We start from the raw sequence: 23,316 nt of genomic DNA, 5'->3' as shown, positions 1-23,316 counted from the left end.
ATCCAAGTTTTAAATTAAGTTTATTGAAAGAGAGTAATAATTGGTTGGCGATCGACTAAAAATCTCGTTAAACTGTCCAAAGGGATGGTGGAGCCTCCACACAATAGTTTAAGTAGTAGTTTGAGATTTTTTAGCAATATAAAATCTCAAATCAAAAATCTAAAATCGAATTGAGCCAAATTCAATGAATCAAGCCCGCAGACGCTTTTCTAAATTACAGGCAGCCCTGTTCAGTGGGGCGATGGCAACAACCGCTTCGATATCTTTGCTCGTTCCCGGCCTGAGTCAATCAGTCCGCGCTGAGCTTCAAGATAGCCCCAAAGCTGTCTTAGACGAAGCTTGGCAAATTGTCAACCGAGAGTATGTTGATGGCAGCTTTAACAAGACTGACTGGCAATTGACCCGCCAAGAATTGCTGAGCAAAAATTATACCTCTCGCGAAGCTGCCTACACCGCTCTCCGCAAAGCCCTAGAGAAATTAAACGACCAGTACACGCGCTTCATGGACCCGAAGCAGTACGAAGCGCTGACGAATCAAACCTCTGGGGAACTGACAGGGGTGGGGATGAGGCTGGAAGAAGACGAGAAAACGAAAGCGATTAGGGTAGTCGAGCCGATGGAAAATTCCCCGGCCCTGAAGGCAGGGATTCTAGCGGGCGATACGATTTTGGTGATTGACGGCAAAACTACCAAAGGCATGACTGTCTCGGATGCGGCTCAGGTAATTCGGGGCGACGAAGGTACGAAAGTCACGCTGCGGATTGCTCGTGAGGGCAAAAGCGAATTTGACATCACTCTGACTAGGGCGAGAATTGAGGTAGCAGCGGTTCGCTACAGCCTCAAGAATGAAGGCGGTAAGAATGTGGGTTACATCCGTTTGCAAGAGTTTAGCTCCCACGCGGGCGAACAAATGGAGGCGGCGATTAAAAAGCTCTCGGCTCAGAAAGCTGACGCTTTTGTGTTGGATTTGCGGGGGAATCCCGGCGGTTTGCTGCGAGTGAGCATTGATATCGCTCGGATGTGGATGGATACAGGGGCGATCGTCCGCACAGTCGATCGCGCGGGCGATTCTCAGGAAATGAAGGCAAATCGAACTGCGCTCACTGACAAGCCTTTGGTGGTGCTCGTGGACGACAACTCGGCCAGCGCCAGCGAGATTTTGGCCGGTGCTCTGAAGGATAATAAGCGCGCAACTGTGATGGGCGGCCAAACTTTTGGCAAAGCTTTGGTGCAGTCGGTGCATTCTTTGGCTGACGGTTCGGGATTGGCGGTGACGATCGCTCACTACTATACTCCCAACGGTACGGATATCAGCCAGAAGGGGGTTACTCCCGATGTTAAAGTCGAAGTCACCGACGAACAAAAGCTGAAATTAGCTAACAAACCGATGTTGGTTGCGACTAAGGATGATCCTTGCTACGCGCAGGCGATCGCACTTTTGAAAACTACTGCTTCCTCGGCGCGTCCCCTAGCCGCTAATGAGGTTATTGTTCCTAAAAAGTAAGTAGTTGAAACCGTAATTGATTAACCATAAGGATGAAGATGAAACCCGCACCAGCGGGTTTTATTTTTGTATTTTTATCTAGCTTCAGATTGCTAAAAAATGGTTTGTAATAACAGCCAACTATTTAATCCTACTATAATACTAGCCACTAACCAAGCTAAGGCTTTCAGCCAAAATGGATTCACAAACTCTCCCATTAAGTTGCGGTTTGAGGTAAACATTACCAAGGGAATTACTGCAAAGGGTAATTGCAAACTGAGAATCACTTGACTGAAAACCAGTAAATTAGTTGTACTGCCTTCCCCAAACAATATAATTACGATCAAAGCCGGCACAATTGCAATCAATCGAGTCAGCAAGCGCCGCAGCCAAGGCCGCAGCCTAAAATTCAAAAATCCTTCCATCACAATCTGTCCTGCTAGAGTTGCAGTTAAGGTTGAATTCTGCCCCGAAGCCAATAAAGCAAAGGCAAAAATTGCACTGGCAGAACCCACACCCAGCACCGGAGAAAGCAGTTTGTAAGCATCTTGAATTTCTGCTACTTCTTGATAGCCGGAAAAGTGAAAGCTGGCAGCAGACAAAATCAGAATAGCTGAATTAATAAACAAAGCTATTGACAGCGCTACGGTAGAATCAATTGTGCCAAATTTAATTGCTTCCCATCTTTTATCCGCAGTTTCTTGCCAAGAACGAGTTTGCACGATCGACGAATGCAGGTAGAGATTGTGCGGCATCACAGTTGCCCCCAAAATACCAACCGCAATATAAAGCATTGCCTGATTTTGCAAAATCTCTAGGCTGGGAACATAACCGAGTAAAACTCCTCCGGCATCTGGTTTGGCAAAAATTATTTCGGCAATAAAACAACCGCCAATAATTGCAATAATCGTAATCACCAAAGCTTCGATATAACGAAAGCCTTTACCTTGTAAAAATAACACCATTATCACATCTAGTGCAGTGATGCACACTCCCCAAACTAAGGGAATGCCAAATAGCAATTGCAGTCCGATCGCACTTCCAACAAGTTCAGCTAAATCGCAAGCCGAAATAGCAATTTCACAAAGTATCCACAGCAAAAAACTAACTCGCGGACTGAAATAATCTCGACAAGCTTGTGCCAAATCTCGTCCCGTTGCCACTCCTAAACGCACGCAGAGTGATTGCAGCAAAATTGCCATCAAATTAGATAGCAAAATCACACTTAATAGCGCATAGCCAAACTTTGCTCCCCCCGCTAAGTCAGTCGCCCAGTTTCCGGGGTCCATGTAACCCACTGAAACCAAATACCCAGGCCCTGCGTAAGCCAGCATTTTACGCCAGAAACCTTTGCTGTTGGGAACCGGGATGCTGCGGTGGACTTCAGGAAGGCTGGGTCTGTTTTCGGGGTGAGTCATTGGTTTTACCGTTAAATAATTTTCATATTCTTTTCATAATCTCACAAAGGTAGCGGAATGTCATCAGTCGGATCGAAATCCGGCAGAGTCACCGTATATATTAAGTTGTGTATATTTTGACCCTGAACCGAGATGTGTGCGATCGACTATGATGAGGTCGATCGCCAAAAATCACTCTTGTCACCGTTCCTGATTTGAGAGGTTTTTAAATTCGCGAGTTCCCTGATAACCTGATAAATCAGCTAACTCCTGCAAAGATTTTTGCCCTGGGTAAAACTTACCATTAATTTCCCAAGTAGGAGTCCCCTGAATCTTGGCAGCTTCGCAAAGATCGCGGCGAGCATTTTTCCCTTGCGGATTGCACTCGATATAATTGATAATGCGAGCCGCTTCTTTGCCAAAACTTTCCTTCTGCATCTGACAGTGATCGCAGGTAAAAGAGCCGTACATTTTAGCTCCCACTCTTTTTAAATGTCGGGCTAAAGCAATTTCTGAAGTACCAGAAGATGTTGTGGTATTCATACTTGTTTCCTTAGCTGTACCGAGATTATTGACATCGGCATAAAGAGCCATAGAGGAAATCAGCACTAACATAGACACCAGAATTCCTATAAAAAATAGTTGCCCGATATCATCCCATTCGCGACCGATTAATGCTAAGACAAACAAGCTAGTTGCAAACAAAGCAGACGCAATACAGTAAATACAAGCTGCTTTAATATCAACAGCCAGTACATACATCAGATAGCCGCTGAAAATCGTCATAGCTGTGCTACCAGCAAACAGAAATAGTCCCGTCCAAGACTCTAACTTAGAGCGGAGACTCTTCTGTTCTGCGGGATTAACAAGTAGGGGAGCTACGGCAAAAACTATCATGCTCAAGTAGCCCAAAAAACCGAACAAAGAAAGAGGCAAACCAAAGACATAGGCATAGGGACTCGAAAGCACGATATCGCAGCCTTCGATCGGACAAACTGCCGTGCCGTTGGATAACTTGACCGCTGTTAGATAAGCAGTGATCGCAGCCCCTATCGAGGCAATTCCTGCCGTGATGGGACGAGAATAGCGGTGAATCCAGGGCTGAGAACGTTGACGACGCATAGTATTTTTGACCTCAAAATGTATGTTTCAATTGTGGCGTAAGGTGGACAATGCCCGCCCTGCGAACACTCTATTTCAAAACTCTAGTCGCATTGAAAATAGCTGCTAAAGCCACCCCAACATCGGCAAAAACTGCCTCCCACATTGTAGCTAACCCAAAAGCACCGAAAGCAATAAATATGCCTTTGACTAACATGGCAAAAATGATATTTTGCCAAACAATATTGTGAGTTTTTCGGGCAATTTGGATGGCTTCAGCCACCTTGGACGGTGCATCTGCCATAATCACAACATCGGCAGTTTCGATCGCCGCATCGGAACCCAAACCCCCCATCGCTATGCCCACATCAGCTCTTGCAAGAACGGGTGCATCATTAATTCCGTCTCCAACAAAGACAATTTTATCGCCTTTTTTAGATTGACCGATCAGTTTTTCGATCGCCTCGACTTTTCCTTCTGGTAATAACTCGGCTAAATAGGAATCTAAACCGAGCTTTTTAGCAACACTATCGGCTACAGCTTGATTATCTCCTGTGAGCATCACTATTCGCTCAACACCCAGTTTCTTGAGGTCGCGAATAGCCTGCACTGCGTCTTCCTTAAGCTCGTCAGCAATCAAAATATACCCAGCGTAGCGGTTGTCTACCGCTAAATGCACTACTGTGCCTTCAGCATTGCAGACATCGTGAGCAATGTTTTCTCGGTGCAGCAAACGGTCATTTCCCGCCAGCACAATTTGATTATTTAATTTTGCTCGGATGCCGTGTCCCGCTATTTCTTCGTAATCTTTCATATCCGATGAATCTATTTTCCCCCCGTAAGCTTCCCGAATAGATTTCGCGACAGGGTGATTTGATTGAGATTCTACTTTAGTCGCTATTTCCATTAACTCTGTTTTGGAAAAACCATTCTGAGGCACAATTTGTGCTACTTTAAAAACTCCTTTGGTCAGAGTTCCTGTTTTGTCCAAAACAACTGTCTTGACTGATGTCAGGGTATCTAGAAAAGTCGATCCTTTAACCAAAATACCGCCCTTGGCTGCACCGCCAATTCCTCCAAAGTATCCCAGAGGAATGCTAATCACCAATCCGCAAGGGCAGGAAATAACTAACAAGACTAGGGCGCGGTAAATCCATAAAAATCTGTCTGCATTAGTTGCTGCTGAAATGAACAAAGGCGGAATTAAAGCCACTGCTAGGGATGCAAATACTACAAAAGGCGTGTAGTAACTGGCAAATTTGGTGATAAATTTCTCAGTTTCAGCTTTTTTGCTTCTGGCATTTTCTACTAATTCCAGAATTCGGGATATTGAAGATTCGCCGAAGAGTTTGGTAACTTTGACGGTGAGAACTCCTGTCTGGTTAATTGTTCCTGCTAAAACTGTTTCTCCAGCTTTCACGGTTCGAGGTACTGATTCTCCAGTTAGTGCAGATGTGTCAATCTGAGAATTGCCGTCTATAATTTCACCGTCTAAGGGAATTTTTTCTCCCGGTTTGACTAGGATGATCTCGCCGACGGCTACGGTTTCTGGTGCAACTTTTTTGATTTCGCCCTTTGCCTTGAGGTTGGCGCTGTCTGGGCGAATTTCTAAAAGCGATCGGATCGATTGACGCGATCGCCCAACCGCAAATTCTTGAAAAAGTTCTCCGATTTTGAAAAACAACATCACCCCGACTGCTTCCGGGAGTTTGTGAATAGCCACAGCGCCGAGTGTTGCTATAGTCATTAAGAAATTTTCATCAAAAAATCGACCTCGCAGAATGTTGCGACCCGCACTGGTTAAAACATTCCATCCGCTTAAAAGATAGGCTGGGATGAAAACCAGATATTCACCTATAGAATAGGGCGTGTTGTGCAGTTTTTCTTCAAAAATTAAACCGCCGACAAATAGTACAACAACCAATATCACAGGAATCAATTCTTGATTCAGGTTAAAATCTCCGTTCCCGTGGTCGTGGTCATGGTTATGATTCTCATGGCTGCGATCGTGGTCGTCGTCGTGACTACAGCAGCCGGAATCGCTCAATTTGGCTTTTTGCATGGTTTTTCCTGGGTTTATTTTAACACCTGATAGTATGAATAGATATTCATATTGTATAGTCAAAAATAAAATATAGTAGATTGTGAGTTAAAAATCTACTGTATTTTATAAAAATATTGTTAAGTTGGTCGGGAACGTTACCAGGGATTAAGAGTAATAACTATTCTCAGTTTCCGATTGAGAGAGAGAATGATTATCCATAGTCATTAGCGATCGACTAATTAAGCCGCCGGATAAATTCTAAAGGCAAACCATCAGTATCGGCAATAAAAGCTACTTCGTAAACATTTTGCCCGATCGCCTGTTGAGTCGGTTCTAATAAAACTTTCAAAGCTTGAAACTGGTTTGGTTGGTCTTTAGCAGCTTCCTCAAACCGTTCTTTCAGAGACTGCAACCAGCTAGGCAAGTCAGTTGTCGCCTCAGTTAAATCAAAAGATAAATGATAATATCCAACATAATGCTCGTCTCCGAAAGCATCAGGTGCGGGTTTTGGTTCCGGGATTTGAATTAGTTCGATGCGTCCGTTGAGACCTTCCATCCAACAGGCTAGAGTGTAACCAGTGGTAAAGCGATCGCTCACAGTAAATCCCAACTGTTCGTAAAAGGCGATCGCCCGGTGAATGTTAGCAGTGCGAATGGAGGCGTGGTGCATTCGATTTTAGATTTTAGATTTTAGATTTTAGATTTTAGATTGGGTAATTGGGCATTGGGCATTGGGCATTGGGCATTGGGCATTGGGCCTTGGGCATTGGGCATTAGGAATAGGAACTAACTAATGACTAATGACTACTGACTAATGACTACTGACTACTGACTACTGACTGCTGACTACTGACTACTGACTATTCAAACAACCGAAAATAGGGATATCTAATCGGAACTCCCGGCTCTTTTTCCAAATCAAAATTAATCACTTCCCAGCAAGGATCCTCTTGAGGCTCGGGGCTAAAATCCACAGGCAAACCGTACAACCTCGGCCGGGGCGATTCCGACTGGCCCCGCCAAGGCGTGCTGCGTTCCAAATAAGCGCTGATTAAGTCCCGATAGCGTTGGGCAACGATCACGCGAGTTGCTCGGTAGCCTTGAGTATACAGTCGATCGAGCGCTTCGTGAATTTCAAACCGAATCCCGTCGGGGTGCGTGTGCTGGCGATACCATTCATTCTCCCAGCGGCGCCAGTGCCGCCCAGACTGAAGGTGAACCAGTTCCCCCGTTTTTGGATCTGCCTCAAATGCCCCGTGACGCGGACACAAATAGGTATCCGTGAGCGTTAGAGCCGGAATTGTTTGGCGACAGTGGGGACACTGAATTTCCGGGCCAAACATCGGGTATTGCAAGGCAACTTCAATCATTTATTTGCGTCCCAGCATATTTTCTCTGCAAAAGTCCCAAATACTTTTATTATATCCCGTATCAACAACCAGCTAATCTGCTAGAAGTATAACGATCGAGCAACTAATGAGCAATCTCAACGAACCTCTGTCTGCACTTCCTTCCTATTGGCCCAGACCCGATCTGTCCCAAGCGGCTTTTGTCGCTGAAGGCGCTGTTGTCATCGGCAGGGTAGAGGTGGCTGCAGGGGCTAGTATCTGGTACGGGGCGGTGGTGCGGGCGGATATAGAGCGAATTGCGATCGGCTCAAGTACCAATATCCAAGATGGAGCAATTCTGCACGGCGATCCGGGGCAACCGACTGTTTTGGAAGATTTCGTGACAGTGGGACACCGAGCCGTGATTCACTCAGCTTACATTGAACGGGGCTGCCTGATCGGGATTGGGGCGATCGTCCTGGATGGAGTGAGGGTGGGCACAGGCTCGATCGTCGGTGCAGGGGCGGTTGTCACCAAAGACGTTCCCCCTCACACGCTAGTTGCGGGAGTGCCTGCCAAACCCCTGCGGGATGTCTCTGAGGAAGAAGCAGCCGAGTTGGTGGAACACGCTAAGCGTTACGAAAAGTTGGCTTTGGTTCACGCGGGGAAAGGTTCTGATTTGGGATTTGGTTAGTTGATAGAATAAGATTTTCAGCAAAAAACTATTTGTTTCCAATGGCTTACACCGCGCAAAAAATCCTAACTTTTGAAACATTCCTCGATCGATATTGTGACAACTTCCGCTACGAGCTCGCTGACGGAGAATTAGTTGACATGGAACCCACAGGCCCCCACGAAACCGTCAGCGGTAAACTAGCAACTCAAATCGGCATCGCCATCGCAGCCGAAAAACTACCTTGGTTCATTCCGCGCACTTGTTTGATCCGTCCATTTTCAGATGCAGCTACTGCCCGCCGTCCCGATATTGTCGTATTAGATGAAACTGCTATTGTCAGCGAACCTCTTTGGGAAAGAGAACCAGTGATTACGCTGGGACGATCTATTAAATTGGTGGTAGAAGTCGTCAGCACTAACTGGGAAACAGATTATGCCCGAAAAGTTGAAGAATATGCTATTTTAGGGATTCCAGAGTATTGGATAGTTGATTATCGCGGATTGGGAGGCGTGGCTTTTATCGGTAAACCAAAACAACCTACTATCACCGTTTGCCAACTGATTGACCAAGATTACACGCAGCAACAATTTCGCCTCGGCGATCGGATTATTTCTCCTTTGTTAACCAGCTTGCAACTGCGGTTAGATGATGTTCTACCGCGTTAGGCGATCGACAACAAATTTTAGATTTTAGATGTTAGATTGGAGAATTGATTAATCTGGCAGCCCTGAACCCAATTGCTTTTGGCCAACAATCAACAGTCGAGCGATTTGAGATTTGAGATTTGAGATGGGAGAATTGATGAATCCGGGAGTCCAGAACCCAATTACTTTAAGTCAACAATCTACAGTCAACAACCGTCGGAAATCTCGGAATTTGTTCGATAGATAAAAGTTTAAAATAAAATAAAAAAAATTGTAAAGCTCGATCGAGCGCTAAGATTAATCACATGAATAACGATCGCACATCTACTCCAAACATCCCCCCGCACACCTGGAAACGTCCCATCGGCCTCGGTTGGGAGAATCCCTATACAGTCCGCTACGCAAGCAATCTCGACGACGGGCCCTGGCACGGAATGCCTCTGGGCGGGTTCGGTGCCGGCTGCATCGGGCGATCGTCCCGCGGCGACTTCAACCTCTGGCACATTGACGGCGGCGAGCACATTTTTCGCAGTTTGCCCGCTTGTCAGTTCAGCGTTTTTGAAGAAACTCAAGGCAAGAAACAAGCTTTTGCACTGTCCACTGAACCGCCTACCGATGGCAGTTTATCGAGTTGGAAATGGTATCCAAAAGAAGGAACAAGAGAAGAGTCTAATTCTGGTACTTATCATGCTTTGTATCCGCGCAGTTGGTTTGTTTACGAAAATGTGTTTCATGCTCAATTAAGCTGCGAGCAATTTTCGCCAGTTTTGCCGAACAATTATCAGGAAAGCAGTTACCCAGTCGCCATGTTTGAATGGGTGGCGCACAATCCTACAGATGCGCCGATCACTCTCAGCATCATGCTGACTTGGGAGAATATTGTTGGTTGGTTTACTAATGCCAACAAGTCGCCGAAAGTGATGGTGCGAGATGATGGTAGTCCATTTTATGACTATCAATCCCGGTGGGGAGAAAGTGCCGGAAATTTGAATTTGTTGGTGGAAGATTTTCACCGGATCGGTTGCGTGATGACGCGGTTGACTGCTGAGGACGAACCGCAAGAGGGGGATGGACAATGGGCGATCGCAACTATTACTAATCCGGCGGTAGAAGTATTCTATCAAACTCGTTGGAACCCGGCGGGGAATGGCGAGGATGTTTGGCGCAACTTTTCTGCAGAAGGTTTCTTGTTGGATGACAAAGACGAGACAGCCGCAGCAACAGGAGAACAGTTGGCTTGTGCGATCGCAGTTCGCTTTACTATTCGACCGGGAAAAACTCGCAAAATCCCCTTTATTATAGCTTGGGATTTGCCCGTTACTGAGTTTGCATCGGGAGTTTGGTACTACCGCCGCTATACGGACTTCTTCGGCCGCAACGGCAAAAATGCTTGGCCGATTATTCGCACTGCAATGAAGCATTCCGATACTTGGCGCGAAAATATTGAAGCTTGGCAAAAACCGATTTTAGAACGGAAAGATTTGTCAGACAGTTTTAAAATGGCTTTGTTTAACGAGTTATACGCCCTCACAGACGGCGGTACTCTTTGGAGTGCGGCTGACGAACGCGATCCCAAGGGTCAATTTGCGGTTTTGGAGTGCATTGATTACCGCTGGTACGAAAGTTTGGACGTGCGGCTTTACGGTTCTTTTGCTTTGTTAATGCTGTGGCCGGATTTGGAAAAGTCGGTGGTTTTAGCGTTTGCTAGGGCAATTTCTGCCGGAGACGATACGCCGAGAATTATTGGCTGGAATCAAGCTTCGGCTATTAGAAAAGCTGTCGGCGCGACGCCGCACGATTTGGGTGCTCCTAACGAACATCCTTGGGAGAAAACGAATTATACTAGCTATCAAGATTGCAATTTGTGGAAGGATTTGCCTTGCGATTTTGTGTTGCAGGTTTATCGGGATTTCCTGTTGACTGGCGCCACAGATTGTGAGTTTCTGCAAGAGTGTTGGCCGGCAATTGTTGAGGCTTTGGCTTATCTGAAAACTTTTGATGAGGATGGGGACGGAATTCCTGAGAATTCTGGAGCACCGGATCAGACGTTTGATGATTGGCAAATGCGGGGGATAAGTGCCTATTGCGGGGGTTTGTGGTTGGCGGCGCTGGAGGCTGCGATCGCGATCGGCGAAATCTTGGAAGATGCAGCACCGCAGATAATTCCTAACCCTCAAGCAAAGATAGCATTATATCACAGTTGGCTGCTACAAGCAAGACCGAGCTATCAAGAAAAACTGTGGAACGGTCAATATTACCGTTTGGACAGCGAGAGTAATTCCGAAGTGGTGATGGCCGACCAACTGTGCGGTCAATTTTACGCGAAACTGTTAGGATTACCGGATATTGTGCCGCCGGAATGTGCAGCCAGTGCTCTAGAAACTGTGTACGAATCTTGCTTTTTGAAGTTCAACGATGGCGAGTTCGGTGCGGCAAATGGGGTGATGCTGAACGGTTCGCCGGAAAATCCTAATGCGACTCATCCTTTGGAAGTTTGGACGGGTATTAATTTTGGGTTGGCGGCTTTTTTGGTACAGATGGGGATGGAGGAGAAAGCGTTTAAATTGACGGATGCGGTGGTGAAGCAGATTTATGAAAATGGGTTGCAGTTTCGGACGCCGGAAGCGATTACGGCGGGGGGAACTTTTCGGGCGAGTCACTATTTGCGGGCGATGGCAATTTGGGCGATTTACGGAGTGTTGACTAATTTTAAATAGGGGAAAAGGTAGATAGCAATCCTTGTAGGAGTTGTAATTTTTTTGACCCCACCCCAACCCTCCCCGAACCCGTGGGGAGGGAGTAAGAAATTCACAAATGATTTAGATTACTATATTAGGTGGTGAATCCCACTTAACTTTAAAAAATTTAAGACTTCATATCATGTCCCGTCGATTACCCTTCATCAGGTAGGGGCGGGTTCACCAATAACATCGGCCAATAATTGACAATCTCAAAAACCCGCCCGGCCGGGATATTATGGTCAATCCGATATGAGATCAACTCCATTTTTAGCAAGAAAAACGGTTAATTTAACTATCGCTAAAATTGACCGTTAAAATTTTTAGCCTTCCAGGGAGACGCTAATGTTTCCTGCTCAAACTTTAGCTATGCTAAAATTTTAAAATGAAACAGCCCTGCTGGGATGCGAGGGAGATCGAACTCGGCTATAAACTAGAGAGAAAAAGGGTTTGAGGCGATTGTTGACACCAATGCAGTCCGCACCTTACCCGTATATAATTTGGAGCGATCGCCAATTTCAAGATAAAATAGAAAAATGTCAAATCCTTTGCTTTCCCTCAACTACGAACCCGCCCTCGAATCCCTCGGTGGCGACTATTTTGATGAAGTCCCTGCGGCCGATTTTCCGCAGCATATTCTCCGCTTCCGCAACGACAAATTATTGCCGATATTGGGTTTAGACCCAGCACAAGTAACCGACCAACATTTTATCGAAGCGTTCGGCGAATTTCACTGCGTCCGCCCCTTTCTCGCACTCCGTTACCACGGCTATCAATTCAACCAATATAACCCCAATTTAGGTGATGGTAGAGGCTTCTTATACGGCCAAGTTCGCGGTACTGACGGCAGACTTTACGACTTCGGCACTAAAGGTTCCGGCCGCACTCCCTACTCGCGGGGCGGTGATGGTAGACTCACTCTCAAAGGGGGAATTCGCGAAGTTTTAGCCGCCGAAGCTTTGCACCGGTTGGGAGTTAGAACATCTCGCTGTTTTAGTTTAGTTGAAACTGGAGATGCTTTGTGGCGGGGGGACGAACCATCTCCGACGCGATCGTCCGTAATGGTGCGTTTCAGTCATTCTCACATCAGGTTTGGAACTTTTGAAAGATTGCACTATATCCGCCGCCCGGATTTAACTAAAAAACTTTTAGATTTTGTTATTGAATATTACTACCCTGAACTGCATTTAGAAGCAACCAATGCGGGTGTTTCGCCGCAGGAAAAGTACGCCCTGTTTTATGCAGATTTAGTCAAGCGAGTAGCTGAATTAGTCGCTCAGTGGATGGCGGCAGGATTTTGCCAGGCCGTGCTGAATACTGATAATATGTCAATTACAGGAGAAAGTTTCGATTACGGGCCTTTCGCTTTTATCCCAACTTACAAGCCGCAATTTACAGCAGCTTATTTTGACTATTCGGGTCTTTATTGTTACGGCAATCAACCGTTGATTTGTAGGGACAATTTAGAGAAGCTTCAGGAACCGCTAGCAGCGGCGATTCCTCAAGCTGATATGGATGCGGGTTTGGCAAAGTTTGGCGATTATTATAATGCAGCTTATCGGCGGTTGATGCTAAATAGATTGGGATTTGAGGATTTGCCAGAAGCTGATGGAGATGAGTTGTTGAAGGTGACAATTAAAATGCTGGCGGAGTCTCAAGTAGGCTATCACGATTTCTTTTTTGAACTGCGAAGACAGTTTTCTGGCACTTGGCGAGATGATGCTAGTCTAATTTTTACTGAGGCGGAACCGGCGGACTTGATAGCACCTTGGCGACAGTTTTATTATCACGTTTTGCAAAGTTTGTCGGCGGATGATATGGACAAAATGGCGGACAGGTTGCTGCGGCACAATCCCGAACAATCGCTGTTGAGACCGACGATTGAGGCTGTTTGGGAACCGATAGCTATTGATGATAATTGGGAACCGTTTTATGAGTTGGTGAAGAGACTGCAAGACCCAGAAAATTGATTGATAATAGCTTGAATTAATAGCGCGTAATGGCTGGTTCACCTGCATTTTCTGTTGGTATTAAAGATTAGCGTGAACCAGCCCCGGAGCAATCTGAGATTATAAAAATCTGCCACATAAGAAATATAACACCGAGAAATAATGACTAATGACTAATGACCGAAAGCATCCAGGATACAAGCCCCCGGATTCATTCCGAAAGCAGAATCAGGACGGAGAAATACAGCATATTCGGTGGTTGATGAAGTACAGTAGCTGCTATATTTATGTTGTGTGATTTTAATATGTAGGGTGCGGATCTGCGACCTTTTAAATAGAACTTGCAGATTGACTGGTGGCGACGCACCTTACTTACTACAAGATTGTGTGTACTAAATATACATGGAATATGCTGTAAAAAACCTGTATCCGATGAAACTTGCCGAACGTATTTATCCGTGGGGTCAATGCTTCAATTCTTTAATCTAAAATCTAAAATCTAAAATCTAAAATCGATTGACTACTTGAGTTTTTCAATCTCAAATTGTGCATCTTTGTAACCGCCAGTAAGTCCTTGATCGAGAAACATTTTGCCAGCTTTTTCTAAATCGCTAATTGCTCCTGCTTTGTCTCCCAAGGAGCTACGAACCATGCCTCTACCGTAGTAAGCAGCAGCATAATTAGGACTGATCCGAATAGCTTGCACGTAATCTGCGATCGCACTATTGTAATTCTTTAACTCGTGATAAATCTTAGCCCGATTGGCGTAAGCTTCAGCATTGTTGGGATTGAACCCGATTGCTGCTGTAAAATCTGCGATCGCCCCCTGGGCGTCACCCCCGGCGCTGCGAGCTAAACCGCGATTGTTAAAAGCATTAAAATCATTCGGATTCACTGTCAGCGCTTGAGTGCAATCGGCAATTGCTTTGGGATAATCCTTCAAATTTAAATAAGCAATGCAGCGATTGTTGTAAGGAACCCCATCCTCCTCGCTCAGCGAAATTGCCTGAGTACAATCGTCAATTGCCGCTTGATGCGCTCCTAAATTCAACTGGGTGCTACAACGATTAGCGTAAGCATCTCCACTCTTGGGATCGATCGCAATTACCTGAGAATAATCCGCCAAAGCTCCCTGATAATCTCCTAGGTGAAAGCGAGCTCTCCCCCGACTGTAGAAAGCATCAACATTCTTAGCATCAAGTTTAATTGCTTCAGTATAATCTCCAATCGCCCCCTGCAAATCGCCACTCCCAGCACGAGCCAACCCCCGCGAATGATAAGCTTTAACCAGGTTCGGCTGCAACCGAATTACTTCATTAAAATCCTGAATAGCCATCTTGTAATCTTGCAGTTCTAAATAAGCAACTCCTCTTTCATAATATGTATCAGCATCCTTGGGCTGGAGATTCAGAGCTTGAGTGTAATCCTCTATCGCCCCGCGCGTGTCGTTAAAATCGTGACGGGCTAGGCCGCGGTTAAAATAAGCCTGAACATATTTAGGATTGAGAGCGATCGCCTGAGAATAATCTGCAATTGCTTCTTGATATTTTTGTAAATCATAATTAGCATTACCGCGCTGGTAAAAACTCTCAGCATTTTTAGGATTCAATTGAATTGACTTATTAAAAGCCTGCAAAGCTGCATCCGCATCTTTATTGCGAGACTTTTCCACTCCCTGTTCGTAATATTCCTGAGCTTTAATCGGATTCGGGCGGCGCCAGTAACTAAACAGAAATATCAGAACTATTGCCGCCCCGACGCCTGCCAAAATCAGCAACCAAAATCGACTTCCCAAACGTGACGAAAAACTATCAGAAGAAACTAAGGTGGGAGCCATACTTTTCTTGTGAGCCGGATTCATCGGTTCTTGGCGGTGTCTCAACTTGCTCAGAGCTAGCAAAACTTCATCCGCAGATTGATAGCGCTTGGCAAATTGGTGACAGACCATTTTGTCAATTATATTGGCTAATCCCACAGAACATTGAGCTCGGTTTCGCCAAACAATTTCCCCGGTATGAGAAGGACTCGGATCTTGCAATTTTGGCAAATCCGTACCGGGTAAACCAGTGATAGCTTGGACTGCCATCATCCCGACTGCATAGAGGTCACTGCTAAATTGCGGGTTGCCTTGAAATTGTTCGATCGGCATATAAGCCGGAGTACCAGTAGCAATGGTGCGCGGAAATTCGGTATCGTAGTCACTGACGTGACTTGCAACTTCTTTAACCGAACCAAAGTCAATTAAAACTAATTTGCCGTCTGGTTTGCGGCGGATTAAGTTGGAGGGATTAACATCGCGGTGAATCACTCCCTGAGAGTGTACGAAGGCGAGAACTTGTAACACTTCTTGCAACAGATCCAGCACTCGTTCTTCTCGCCAAGGTTGACCGGCCACAATTTCCCTATTTAGGGCGTGTCCGGGGACAAACTCTTCAACGAGGTAGAATTGATTCGCTTCTTCAAAATAAGCTAGTAAAAATGGAATTTGATCGTGTTTTCCCAGCTTTTCTAATATTTCTGCTTCTTGTTTAAATAAGCGATAAGCTGTTTTGAGAACTGTGGAAGTGTTGCTGGGAGGGCGCAGTTGTTTGACTACACATTGAGGATGGCCCGGTCGGCGAGTATCGACAGCTAAATAAGTCTGTCCAAAAGCTCCTGAACTGAGAATTTGCACTACGCGATAACGCCTGTCTAAAAGTTGACCAACCATGTTCATATCTATAATTTAGAATTGGTAACGGGGAATTGGTAATTTGTAATTTGTAATTGGTAATTGGTAATTTTGCTTTCTTGTTTCTTCCTTTTTTCTTCTCCCTTCTGACTTTTTTCTGCTTTTTTTAACATCTGAATGGTGACTAATAGTTTATTTAGGGTCGTTGATTTGTGATTGTGCGTTTTGGAAACCATCGGCTCTTCCTTGTTCTAGAAAGAGGGTTGCAGCTTTCTGAAAATCCTCGATCGCCCCAGCACGGTCTTTGAGTTGGCGGCGGACGAGGCCCCGGCTATAAAAAGCGCTAGCATTGTTGGGGTTGAGCCGCAGCGAGTGAGCGAAATCCTCAACTGCTAAAGGGTAATTTTTTAGTTCTGAGTAAATAGTACCGCGATTGCTGTAAGCTACTGCATCGCTGGGATTGAGCCGAATTGCTTGAGTAAAATCTTCTAAAGCTCCCTGCTTGTCTCCTGAAGCCGATCGAGCTAATCCTCGATTGCTGTATGCTTTGGGATTGTTGCCGTTGAGTCCGATCGTCAAACTGCAATCTTCGCTGGCCTTTTGATATTGTTTTAAATTCAGATAAGCAATGCAGCGGTTGTTGTAAGCTGCTTCATCTTTTGGATCGAGGCGAATTCCTTCGGTGCAATCTGCAATCGCTTTGTCGTAGGTGGCTAAATTCAAGTAAGCGCTGCACCGATTGGTATAAGCATCGGCGAGATCGGGTTGTAATTCGATCGCCTTAGTATAATCTTCCATCGCTCCTTGATAATCTGCCAGATTAAATCTCGCTCGACCACGACTGTAGTATACGCCAGCTTGTTTGGGGCTAATTTGCAGGGCTTGAGTAAAATCTGCCATTGCTCCTGTTTTGTCGCCTGCTGCCGATCGAGCTAAACCCCGATTGCTGTAAGCTGTAGCATCGTTGGGACTGAGCCGAATTGCCTGAGTGTAGTCTTCAATTGCTGTGCGGTAGTCGCCCAAATCGTAGTAGGCCAAACCCCGCTGAGAGTAGGCCTCACCGTCGCTGGGATTGAGTCGCACTACTTGGGTGAAATCTTCCACGGCCCCCCGCTTGTCCCCGATGTCGAGGCGGGCCATACCTCGATTGTAGAGAGCTTTGGTGTGGCTGGGATTGACTTTAATTGCTTGCGTGTAATCCTGTATTGCTTCCTCGGTGGCGCCCGTGTCGTAGCGAGCGTTTGCCCGCTTGTAGTAAGTTTCCGCATCGCTGGCATTCAGGGCGATCGCTTGAGTATAATCGGCGATCGCGCCTGTTGTGTCCCCTTGCTGCGCCTTGGTAACGCCGCGGGCCAACAATTCTTTTGACCTCGCCGGACTTTGACTCTGCCAAAAGTAAATCATCAGTGCAGTCAAGATTAAAGCTGCCGCTGTTGCAGCCAACAGCAGCAGTTTGGTTTGGCTTTGTCTTCGCGGTTGACTCATAGCGTCCGTGATGATTGTGGCTGGCGGCGGCTCAACCTCCAATTTTACGGCGATTTGTTTGAGGTCTGCTAAAACTTCGGCGGCCTCCTGATAACGTTCCTCGCAGTCGGGGCGCACCATTCGATCGATAATATCTGCTAGGGCGACCGAACAAGTTGCCCGGTTTCGCCAGGGAATTTCGTTTTTGTTGTTTTTTAAGGCACTCAGTTCGTTGGGTGAGAGTCCCGTGACGGCAATCTGGGCGATCGTACCTAGAGCGTAGATGTCGCTATTGTAACGGGGGTTGCCGCTCAATTGCTCGATCGGCACGTATAATTCCTGAGCCGCCAAATCCTGTTTTTTTGCCACAGGCCGTTTAACAGAGTTCGGGGAAGTTTGCGACAACAAATGACAGTTAGCAAGTTCCGGGTTAATTTCTTTGTCTAAGCTAAAGTCTACCAATACAAATTTGCCGTCAGACTCGCGCCGGATCGCTCTGTCTGGTTGAATTCTGCGGTGAATAAAACCCTTCTCGTGGATGAACACCAAAATTTCTAATATTTCTGATAGCAGATTAATTACTTGGTCTTCATCCCAAGGTTGACCGGGTATTAGTTCTTGACTTAAAGGTAATCCGGCAATAAATTCTTCAATTAAGTATAAACTTTGATTTTCCTCAAAATACGCCAATAATTCCGGGATTTTGTCGTGTTTTCCCAATTTTTCAATTATTTCGGCGTTTCTTTGAAATAAAACTTTGACTAATTCTGGAGTTTGCGAACTTGTGCCGGGTAGCCGCATTTCTCTAACCGTGCATTGCGGATACCCGGGACGGTGAGTATCTGCTGCTAGATAAGTTTTTCCCACCTCACTTGAGTCTGTGACTTTAATGATGCGGTAACGTCTGTCTAGAAGTTGACCAATCATACTTTGCCCTCTACCCTGTCAATCGATTTTAGATTTTAGATTTTAGATTTTAGATTGAAGCATTGACCCCACAGATAAATTCGGGGGGCAAGTTTCATCGGATACAGGTTTTTTCTTTCTCCACGGATGAATCCGGGGGCTTGTATCCTGGATGCTTGATTGTCAATTTTCCATTATCGCATGAAATCAGAATAGCCAAAATATTTGGCTGAGTAATTTAAGTTCGATCGATCCGTGACTCCTACCCAAAAACCGATAGTTGCTTTCCGACAGGAGTCGTTAGCCTCCCAAAATTTTAGACCCCTGTTCAAGCTACCCGATTCATTTGTGGAGTCAATCTAAAATCTAAAATCGACTGACTGGACAAACGGGCGATCGGATTGGCTAGCCAAGTCCATCGCTGTTGCCACGCTCTTCTAATATTTTAGAAAAAAAATGCTGAAATTGTTTATCCTGTCAATGAGATATGTATAATTTAACAACCAAGCCGGAGGTCAGTCAAATGAACGTACAAGTGGTTGAATCCCTAATTCAAGTTATCTGGTCTCTCGCAGCCGACGAGCAATTAGCGATTCTAGGGAAAAGATTACCAAATATCTCCTACGCTTCGACCCGGAAACTGGTGCATTTTGCCCTAAAGGGCGACTATTTTAATTTTTTGAATGACGAACTAGAGATTTATACTCTCAAATACCGAGAAGCAATTGCCTGATACTCAAAAACAGGAGATTGAGAGAACTTTTAAATGTGTGAACAATAAAAATGTCTGAATCACTAACAAAAGGAGGAACGATCGCAGCGATCGCCACCGCCATAGTTCCCCAACAAGGCAGCGTCGGCATTGTGCGAGTTTCCGGTTCCGCAGCCTTAAAAATTGCCGAAACTCTGTTTCGCGCCCCAGGACGGCAAATTTGGGAGTCTCACCGCATTCTTTACGGCCACATCCGCCGCCCCAAAACTCAAGAAGTAGTCGATGAAGCTTTGCTGCTAATCATGAAAGCGCCGCGTTCTTTTACTCGCGAAGATGTGGTGGAATTTCACTGTCACGGTGGCATTATGGCTGTGCAGCAAGTCTTGCAGTTGTGTTTGGAACATGGGGCGAGATTAGCCGCGCCAGGAGAGTTTTCGCTGCGGGCTTTTTTGAACGGGAGGCTGGATTTAACTCAAGCTGAAAGTATCTCAGATTTGGTGGGAGCAAAATCGCCCGCTGCTGCACAAAGTGCTTTGGCCAGTTTGCAGGGAAAATTAGCGCAGCCCATTCGCAAATTGAGAACAACTTGTTTGGACGTGTTGGCAGAAATTGAGGCGAGAATTGATTTTGAGGAAGATTTGCCGCCTTTAGATGAAGCTAAAACATCTTTGGAAATAAATCATGTTTTGGAGGAATTGTCAACAATTTTGGCGACGGCAGATCGCGGAGAATTGTTGAGAACCGGTTTGAAAGTAGCGATTGTTGGGCGGCCGAATGTGGGAAAATCGAGTTTGTTGAATGCGTGGAGTAAGAGCGATCGGGCGATCGTCACGGATTTGCCCGGTACGACGCGGGATGTGGTAGAATCGCAGCTAGTTGTGGGCGGCATTCCGGTGCAGGTGCTCGATACTGCGGGCATTCGAGAAACCGAAGACAAGGTAGAAAAAATTGGCGTTGAGCGATCGCGCGCAGCAGCAAAACAAGCCGATTTAGTGTTGTTGACAATTGACGCGACATCTGGTTGGACAGAGGGCGATTCGGAAATTTACGAACAAGTAAAGCACCGCCAGCTAATTATAATTATCAACAAAATCGACTTAGTAAAAACCCTCCCCGAACTACCTTTTTCCTCAGAAATTCACCCAATAGTTACCACAGCCGCCGCCATCGACCGAGGCATAGAAGACTTAGAAACAGCAATTTTAGATGCTGTCAGCGGGGGAAATTTGCAAGCAGCCAACTCCGACTTAGCAATCAACCAGCGACAAGCAGCGGCCTTAACTAAAGCTAAAATTTCTCTGGAACAATGCACAGAGACTATGAACAACAAATTGCCTTTAGATTTCTGGACAATAGATTTGCGCGGTGCAATTCAAGCATTGGGGGAAGTTACGGGCGAAGAAGTGACAGAATCAGTGCTGGACAGAATATTTAGCAGGTTTTGCATTGGCAAATAGTAATAGGAAAAGAGTAAATTAAATAGGTAAGCTGTCTCGCATTTAAGTTGTATTTTTAGGGCGGGCGGGACGCCCACCCCACAAGAATTTCACTATTTGTGGAACACAGAATTTCACTCTTTGTGGAACAGGCATCTTGCCTGTTCTTGAGAATAGTGTAAGATGTTAAGGAATGAGAATTAAATAACTTGCATTTTTTGTAGGTTGGGTTGAGGAACGAAACCCAACAATTAAGCGTGGCGTTGGGTTTCGTTCCTCAACCCAACCTACGGAAGTTATTTAATCCACGATCCTAATTTCCTCAAACTTGACTGTAAAATTTAGATGCGCCTGGGCTTAGTGAAGCAATACTACTGACAAATAACAACTAACTTATTGTCACGATCGAGGTCTTCCCAGACTGGTAATATAAAGCACAGCCTCTCCCGCAGGAATACCGAGAACGTCATTGACGCGATCGTCAAAAAAGCCCGCGATACCGCTGACACCCAAACGCAGTTGCATAGCTGCTAAATTCAACCGCTGGCCCAAATGACCCGCGTCCATGTGCAAATAGCGGTAAACTCGATCGCCATATTTTGCTACAGCCCTGTTCAAATCCGCCGTGTGAAATAACAGCGCCCCCGCATCTCTGCCCAAGTCTTGCCCCAAACACAAAAAATGCAATTCCCTGCGGAAATTCTTAAACCGAATTTGCCGCAATTCTTGAGCTTTCGGAGCGTAATAGTAACAGCCTTCTTCTAACCCATGCACTCCCGAAACAGCAATAAAAGTCTCGATCAAACTTAGATCGAAATAGTCTGGATTACCGTCTAATCCTTGGTCGATATAGTGCTGCGGCTGGTAAGTAAAATCCAGCATAGCTAGCAGTTCGCCCAAGCTCAAAGAAGCACCTGTATAAGCACGGGTCGAACGCCTTTTGAGCATAGTGTTTTCTAAAGTTTCCAGGTTCACTCCCCAAGGAATCGAAGGAGTGACAGTCGAAACTTTAGTACAAAAGGGAAAGTTGTATTTATCTTCTAATTCCCCTTCATTTTCATCAACTTTCCAGCCGTCAGATCCGGTAGGGTCTGATTCTAAATGCGTCGCTTTGTGGAGGTATTTTAACAGTTGACCTTCGGAAATTTTCGGGTAATCAGTGGTGGTGTTTCCGGGCAAAGCTGTTTTAAATTTAGGCAAGTTTTGGTCAATATCTAGCAAGTCGGCTAAAGCAACTACACAAATTGCTCCTTCTTGATCCGAGTCGATGTACAGTAATTCATTGACAGCTTCGTCGGCGAATCCTCCAATCAGGTGAGGTCGGTAATCGTTGACGGCGCAAGCTAACTCGATATTGCTCAATAAATGACCGGTGTCTAGAAAAATTCGCCGATAAGCTCGGTCTTCGTAACGCCAAGAAGAACGGAAAAAAACAGTGGTAATGGCGATCGCCAATTGGGTATTTTCTAGCGCGGGCGACTGGAAACAAGCTGCTTGCAATGTCGGCCAAACTTGACTGTCCCAAAAATGAACAAGTGAATGAGTTCTGCACTGATAGTTGTAGAGTCCGGCCGGCAACTGGGCAGTGCCACGGGAAATTAAATAAACCTCTGCTGGGTAGAGTCCACCCGCCGACGGTGCGGATCGCAAATACAGGTAGCTGTCGTCTACCGTCTGCACTTTCGCCGTCAACCCGTAGCTGCACAGCAACAAGCTAGATAACCGATGCCACCAAGCGGCATCGGGATCGGCATCGGCATCCTCCGAGGGGTCTTTGAGATAAGGCTTGAGGTCAAAATACGCTCCAATTTTATATTCTTTGAAAGGCACAGGTTGCTCTGTCCAATCTAGCTGTTTGCTTTTAGCAGCAATGGTTTCAGGGTCGTATTTTGTCCGTTCGTGGTAGTGCTGAGCAATGGAGAGAGGAAGTTCTGGCATATTTCAGTAGAGGATTGGCTTTGGTTTCTCGATCGATCTTGACATTACTAACCGCTTACTGGTTAAGCAAGGCAGAAATTTACAAATATAAAAAAAATCTTAGAAAAAATGCGACTGTTGTTACACAAGCTTAACATAAGAATATGCCTAAGTATAAATACGCAGAATAATAACCATTAATTACTGTTATGGATTGGCTGCAGTAGCTGTCGTCATGAGGGGTGAAAATGCAAAAGCTAAGCGCTGAGGAATTGCTCGCTCAGTATGCTGAGGGCCAGCGAAACTTTAACGCAGTTGACTTAAGTGAAGATAACTTGTTTCAAGCAGATTTGACAGAAATAAATCTTTCTGGTAGCGTTCTGAGGCGAGCTTATTTGCCCTACGGAAATTTGACTCAAGCCAATCTTTATAAAACTGATTTGCAAGATGCTGAATTGGGCGATATTCAACTTTATCAAGCTAACTTGTCGGAAGCAACTTTATCAAGAGCAAACTTATCAAGAGCAAATTTGCGTCACGCCAATTTGCAAGGTGCTAATTTGCAGAAAGCCAATTTGCAAGGTGCGGATTTGTACAATGCAGATTTGACGAATGCCGATTTGAGATATGCGGATTTGAGCCGTGCTAATTTGGAGAAAGCAAAGTTAACCAAAGCTCAATTAGCGGGATGCAACTTATTTCGATCGCGCTTGGTTGATTTGTCGGAAGCCGAGTGCGATCGCACTACTATCGGCCCCGAAGGCTATTGATGATTGGCAGCGGCTAATCTAGGGCGTAGGGCGATCGGCTTAATTAGTCGTGAAGCGTAAGCTGTTCTACATTTAAATTG

Annotated in this window: 16 protein-coding genes; 8 read left to right on the top strand and 8 right to left on the bottom strand. The window is 45.6% G+C overall.

Features of this window, described 5'->3' with window-relative positions:
* Positions 1-184: 184 nt before the first annotated feature.
* Positions 185-1,504 (top strand): carboxyl-terminal processing protease CtpB, encoded by a 1,320-nt coding sequence (gene ctpB / locus QUA88_RS23235; protein ID WP_333274083.1) that lies wholly within the window; start codon positions 185-187, stop codon positions 1,502-1,504.
* A 92-nt stretch (positions 1,505-1,596) separates the two neighbouring features.
* Here the strand turns inward: ctpB and QUA88_RS23230 are convergent, their stop codons facing one another.
* The 5 genes from QUA88_RS23230 to QUA88_RS23210 form a co-directional block, all read right to left on the bottom strand.
* Positions 1,597-2,901 (bottom strand): Nramp family divalent metal transporter, encoded by a 1,305-nt coding sequence (locus QUA88_RS23230; RefSeq protein ID WP_333274080.1) that lies wholly within the window; start codon positions 2,899-2,901, stop codon positions 1,597-1,599.
* Between the two features lie 180 nt (positions 2,902-3,081).
* The gene (locus QUA88_RS23225) at positions 3,082-4,002 is read right to left on the bottom strand and encodes a vitamin K epoxide reductase family protein (RefSeq protein WP_333274078.1); all 921 of its coding nucleotides are present in this window, start codon (positions 4,000-4,002) and stop codon (positions 3,082-3,084) included.
* A 70-nt stretch (positions 4,003-4,072) separates the two neighbouring features.
* Positions 4,073-6,043, bottom strand: a complete 1,971-nt coding sequence (locus tag QUA88_RS23220; protein ID WP_333274075.1) for a heavy metal translocating P-type ATPase — start codon at positions 6,041-6,043, stop codon at positions 4,073-4,075.
* A 217-nt stretch (positions 6,044-6,260) separates the two neighbouring features.
* A complete protein-coding gene (locus QUA88_RS23215; protein ID WP_333040106.1) occupies positions 6,261-6,695 on the bottom strand; it encodes a VOC family protein in 435 nt (144 codons plus the stop codon).
* A 190-nt stretch (positions 6,696-6,885) separates the two neighbouring features.
* Positions 6,886-7,395 (bottom strand): TIGR02652 family protein, encoded by a 510-nt coding sequence (locus tag QUA88_RS23210; RefSeq protein ID WP_015175878.1) that lies wholly within the window; start codon positions 7,393-7,395, stop codon positions 6,886-6,888.
* 106 nt (positions 7,396-7,501) lie between these two features.
* Here QUA88_RS23210 and QUA88_RS23205 point away from each other — a divergent pair, with 106 nt between their 5' ends.
* The 4 genes from QUA88_RS23205 (at position 7,502) to QUA88_RS23190 (ending at position 13,381) form a co-directional block, all read left to right on the top strand.
* Positions 7,502-8,047, top strand: a complete 546-nt coding sequence (locus tag QUA88_RS23205; protein ID WP_333274072.1) for a gamma carbonic anhydrase family protein — start codon at positions 7,502-7,504, stop codon at positions 8,045-8,047.
* Positions 8,048-8,088: 41 nt separating this feature from the next.
* Positions 8,089-8,694: a Uma2 family endonuclease gene (locus tag QUA88_RS23200; protein ID WP_333058342.1), complete on the top strand. Its 606-nt coding sequence runs from the start codon at positions 8,089-8,091 to the stop codon at positions 8,692-8,694.
* Between the two features lie 284 nt (positions 8,695-8,978).
* The gene (locus QUA88_RS23195; RefSeq protein WP_333274069.1) at positions 8,979-11,390 is read left to right on the top strand and encodes a GH116 family glycosyl hydrolase; all 2,412 of its coding nucleotides are present in this window, start codon (positions 8,979-8,981) and stop codon (positions 11,388-11,390) included.
* A 557-nt stretch (positions 11,391-11,947) separates the two neighbouring features.
* Entirely contained in the window at positions 11,948-13,381 is a 1,434-nt protein-coding gene (locus QUA88_RS23190) for a protein adenylyltransferase SelO family protein (RefSeq protein WP_333274066.1), read from the top strand.
* A gap of 499 nt (positions 13,382-13,880) precedes the next feature.
* Here the strand turns inward: QUA88_RS23190 and QUA88_RS23185 are convergent, their stop codons facing one another.
* Complete coding sequence (locus tag QUA88_RS23185) at positions 13,881-16,070, bottom strand: tetratricopeptide repeat protein (RefSeq protein ID WP_333057293.1); 2,190 nt, start codon at positions 16,068-16,070, stop codon at positions 13,881-13,883.
* Between the two features lie 153 nt (positions 16,071-16,223).
* Complete coding sequence (locus QUA88_RS23180; protein ID WP_333274063.1) at positions 16,224-18,422, bottom strand: tetratricopeptide repeat protein; 2,199 nt, start codon at positions 18,420-18,422, stop codon at positions 16,224-16,226.
* Positions 18,423-18,924: 502 nt separating this feature from the next.
* Here QUA88_RS23180 and QUA88_RS23175 point away from each other — a divergent pair.
* Both QUA88_RS23175 and mnmE read left to right on the top strand, forming a co-directional pair.
* The gene (locus QUA88_RS23175; RefSeq protein ID WP_333057296.1) at positions 18,925-19,134 is read left to right on the top strand and encodes a hypothetical protein; all 210 of its coding nucleotides are present in this window, start codon (positions 18,925-18,927) and stop codon (positions 19,132-19,134) included.
* A gap of 50 nt (positions 19,135-19,184) precedes the next feature.
* Positions 19,185-20,570 carry a tRNA uridine-5-carboxymethylaminomethyl(34) synthesis GTPase MnmE gene (mnmE, locus tag QUA88_RS23170; RefSeq protein ID WP_333211085.1) on the top strand — a complete coding sequence of 462 codons (1,386 nt, stop codon included), beginning with the start codon at positions 19,185-19,187 and terminating at the stop codon, positions 20,568-20,570.
* Between the two features lie 378 nt (positions 20,571-20,948).
* On the opposite strand, the gene QUA88_RS23165 is transcribed toward mnmE, so the two are convergent.
* Positions 20,949-22,487 carry a SagB/ThcOx family dehydrogenase gene (locus tag QUA88_RS23165; protein WP_333057298.1) on the bottom strand — a complete coding sequence of 513 codons (1,539 nt, stop codon included), beginning with the start codon at positions 22,485-22,487 and terminating at the stop codon, positions 20,949-20,951.
* A 227-nt stretch (positions 22,488-22,714) separates the two neighbouring features.
* Between QUA88_RS23165 and QUA88_RS23160 the strand changes: the two genes are divergently transcribed.
* Complete coding sequence (locus QUA88_RS23160; RefSeq protein ID WP_333057299.1) at positions 22,715-23,236, top strand: pentapeptide repeat-containing protein; 522 nt, start codon at positions 22,715-22,717, stop codon at positions 23,234-23,236.
* Positions 23,237-23,316 lie beyond the last annotated feature (80 nt).

The sequence above is a fragment of the Microcoleus sp. D3_18_C2 genome, from assembly GCF_036702395.1.
In the GTDB taxonomy this organism is placed as follows: domain Bacteria; phylum Cyanobacteriota; class Cyanobacteriia; order Cyanobacteriales; family Microcoleaceae; genus Microcoleus.
This window is presented reverse-complemented; position numbering and strand designations above follow the sequence as displayed.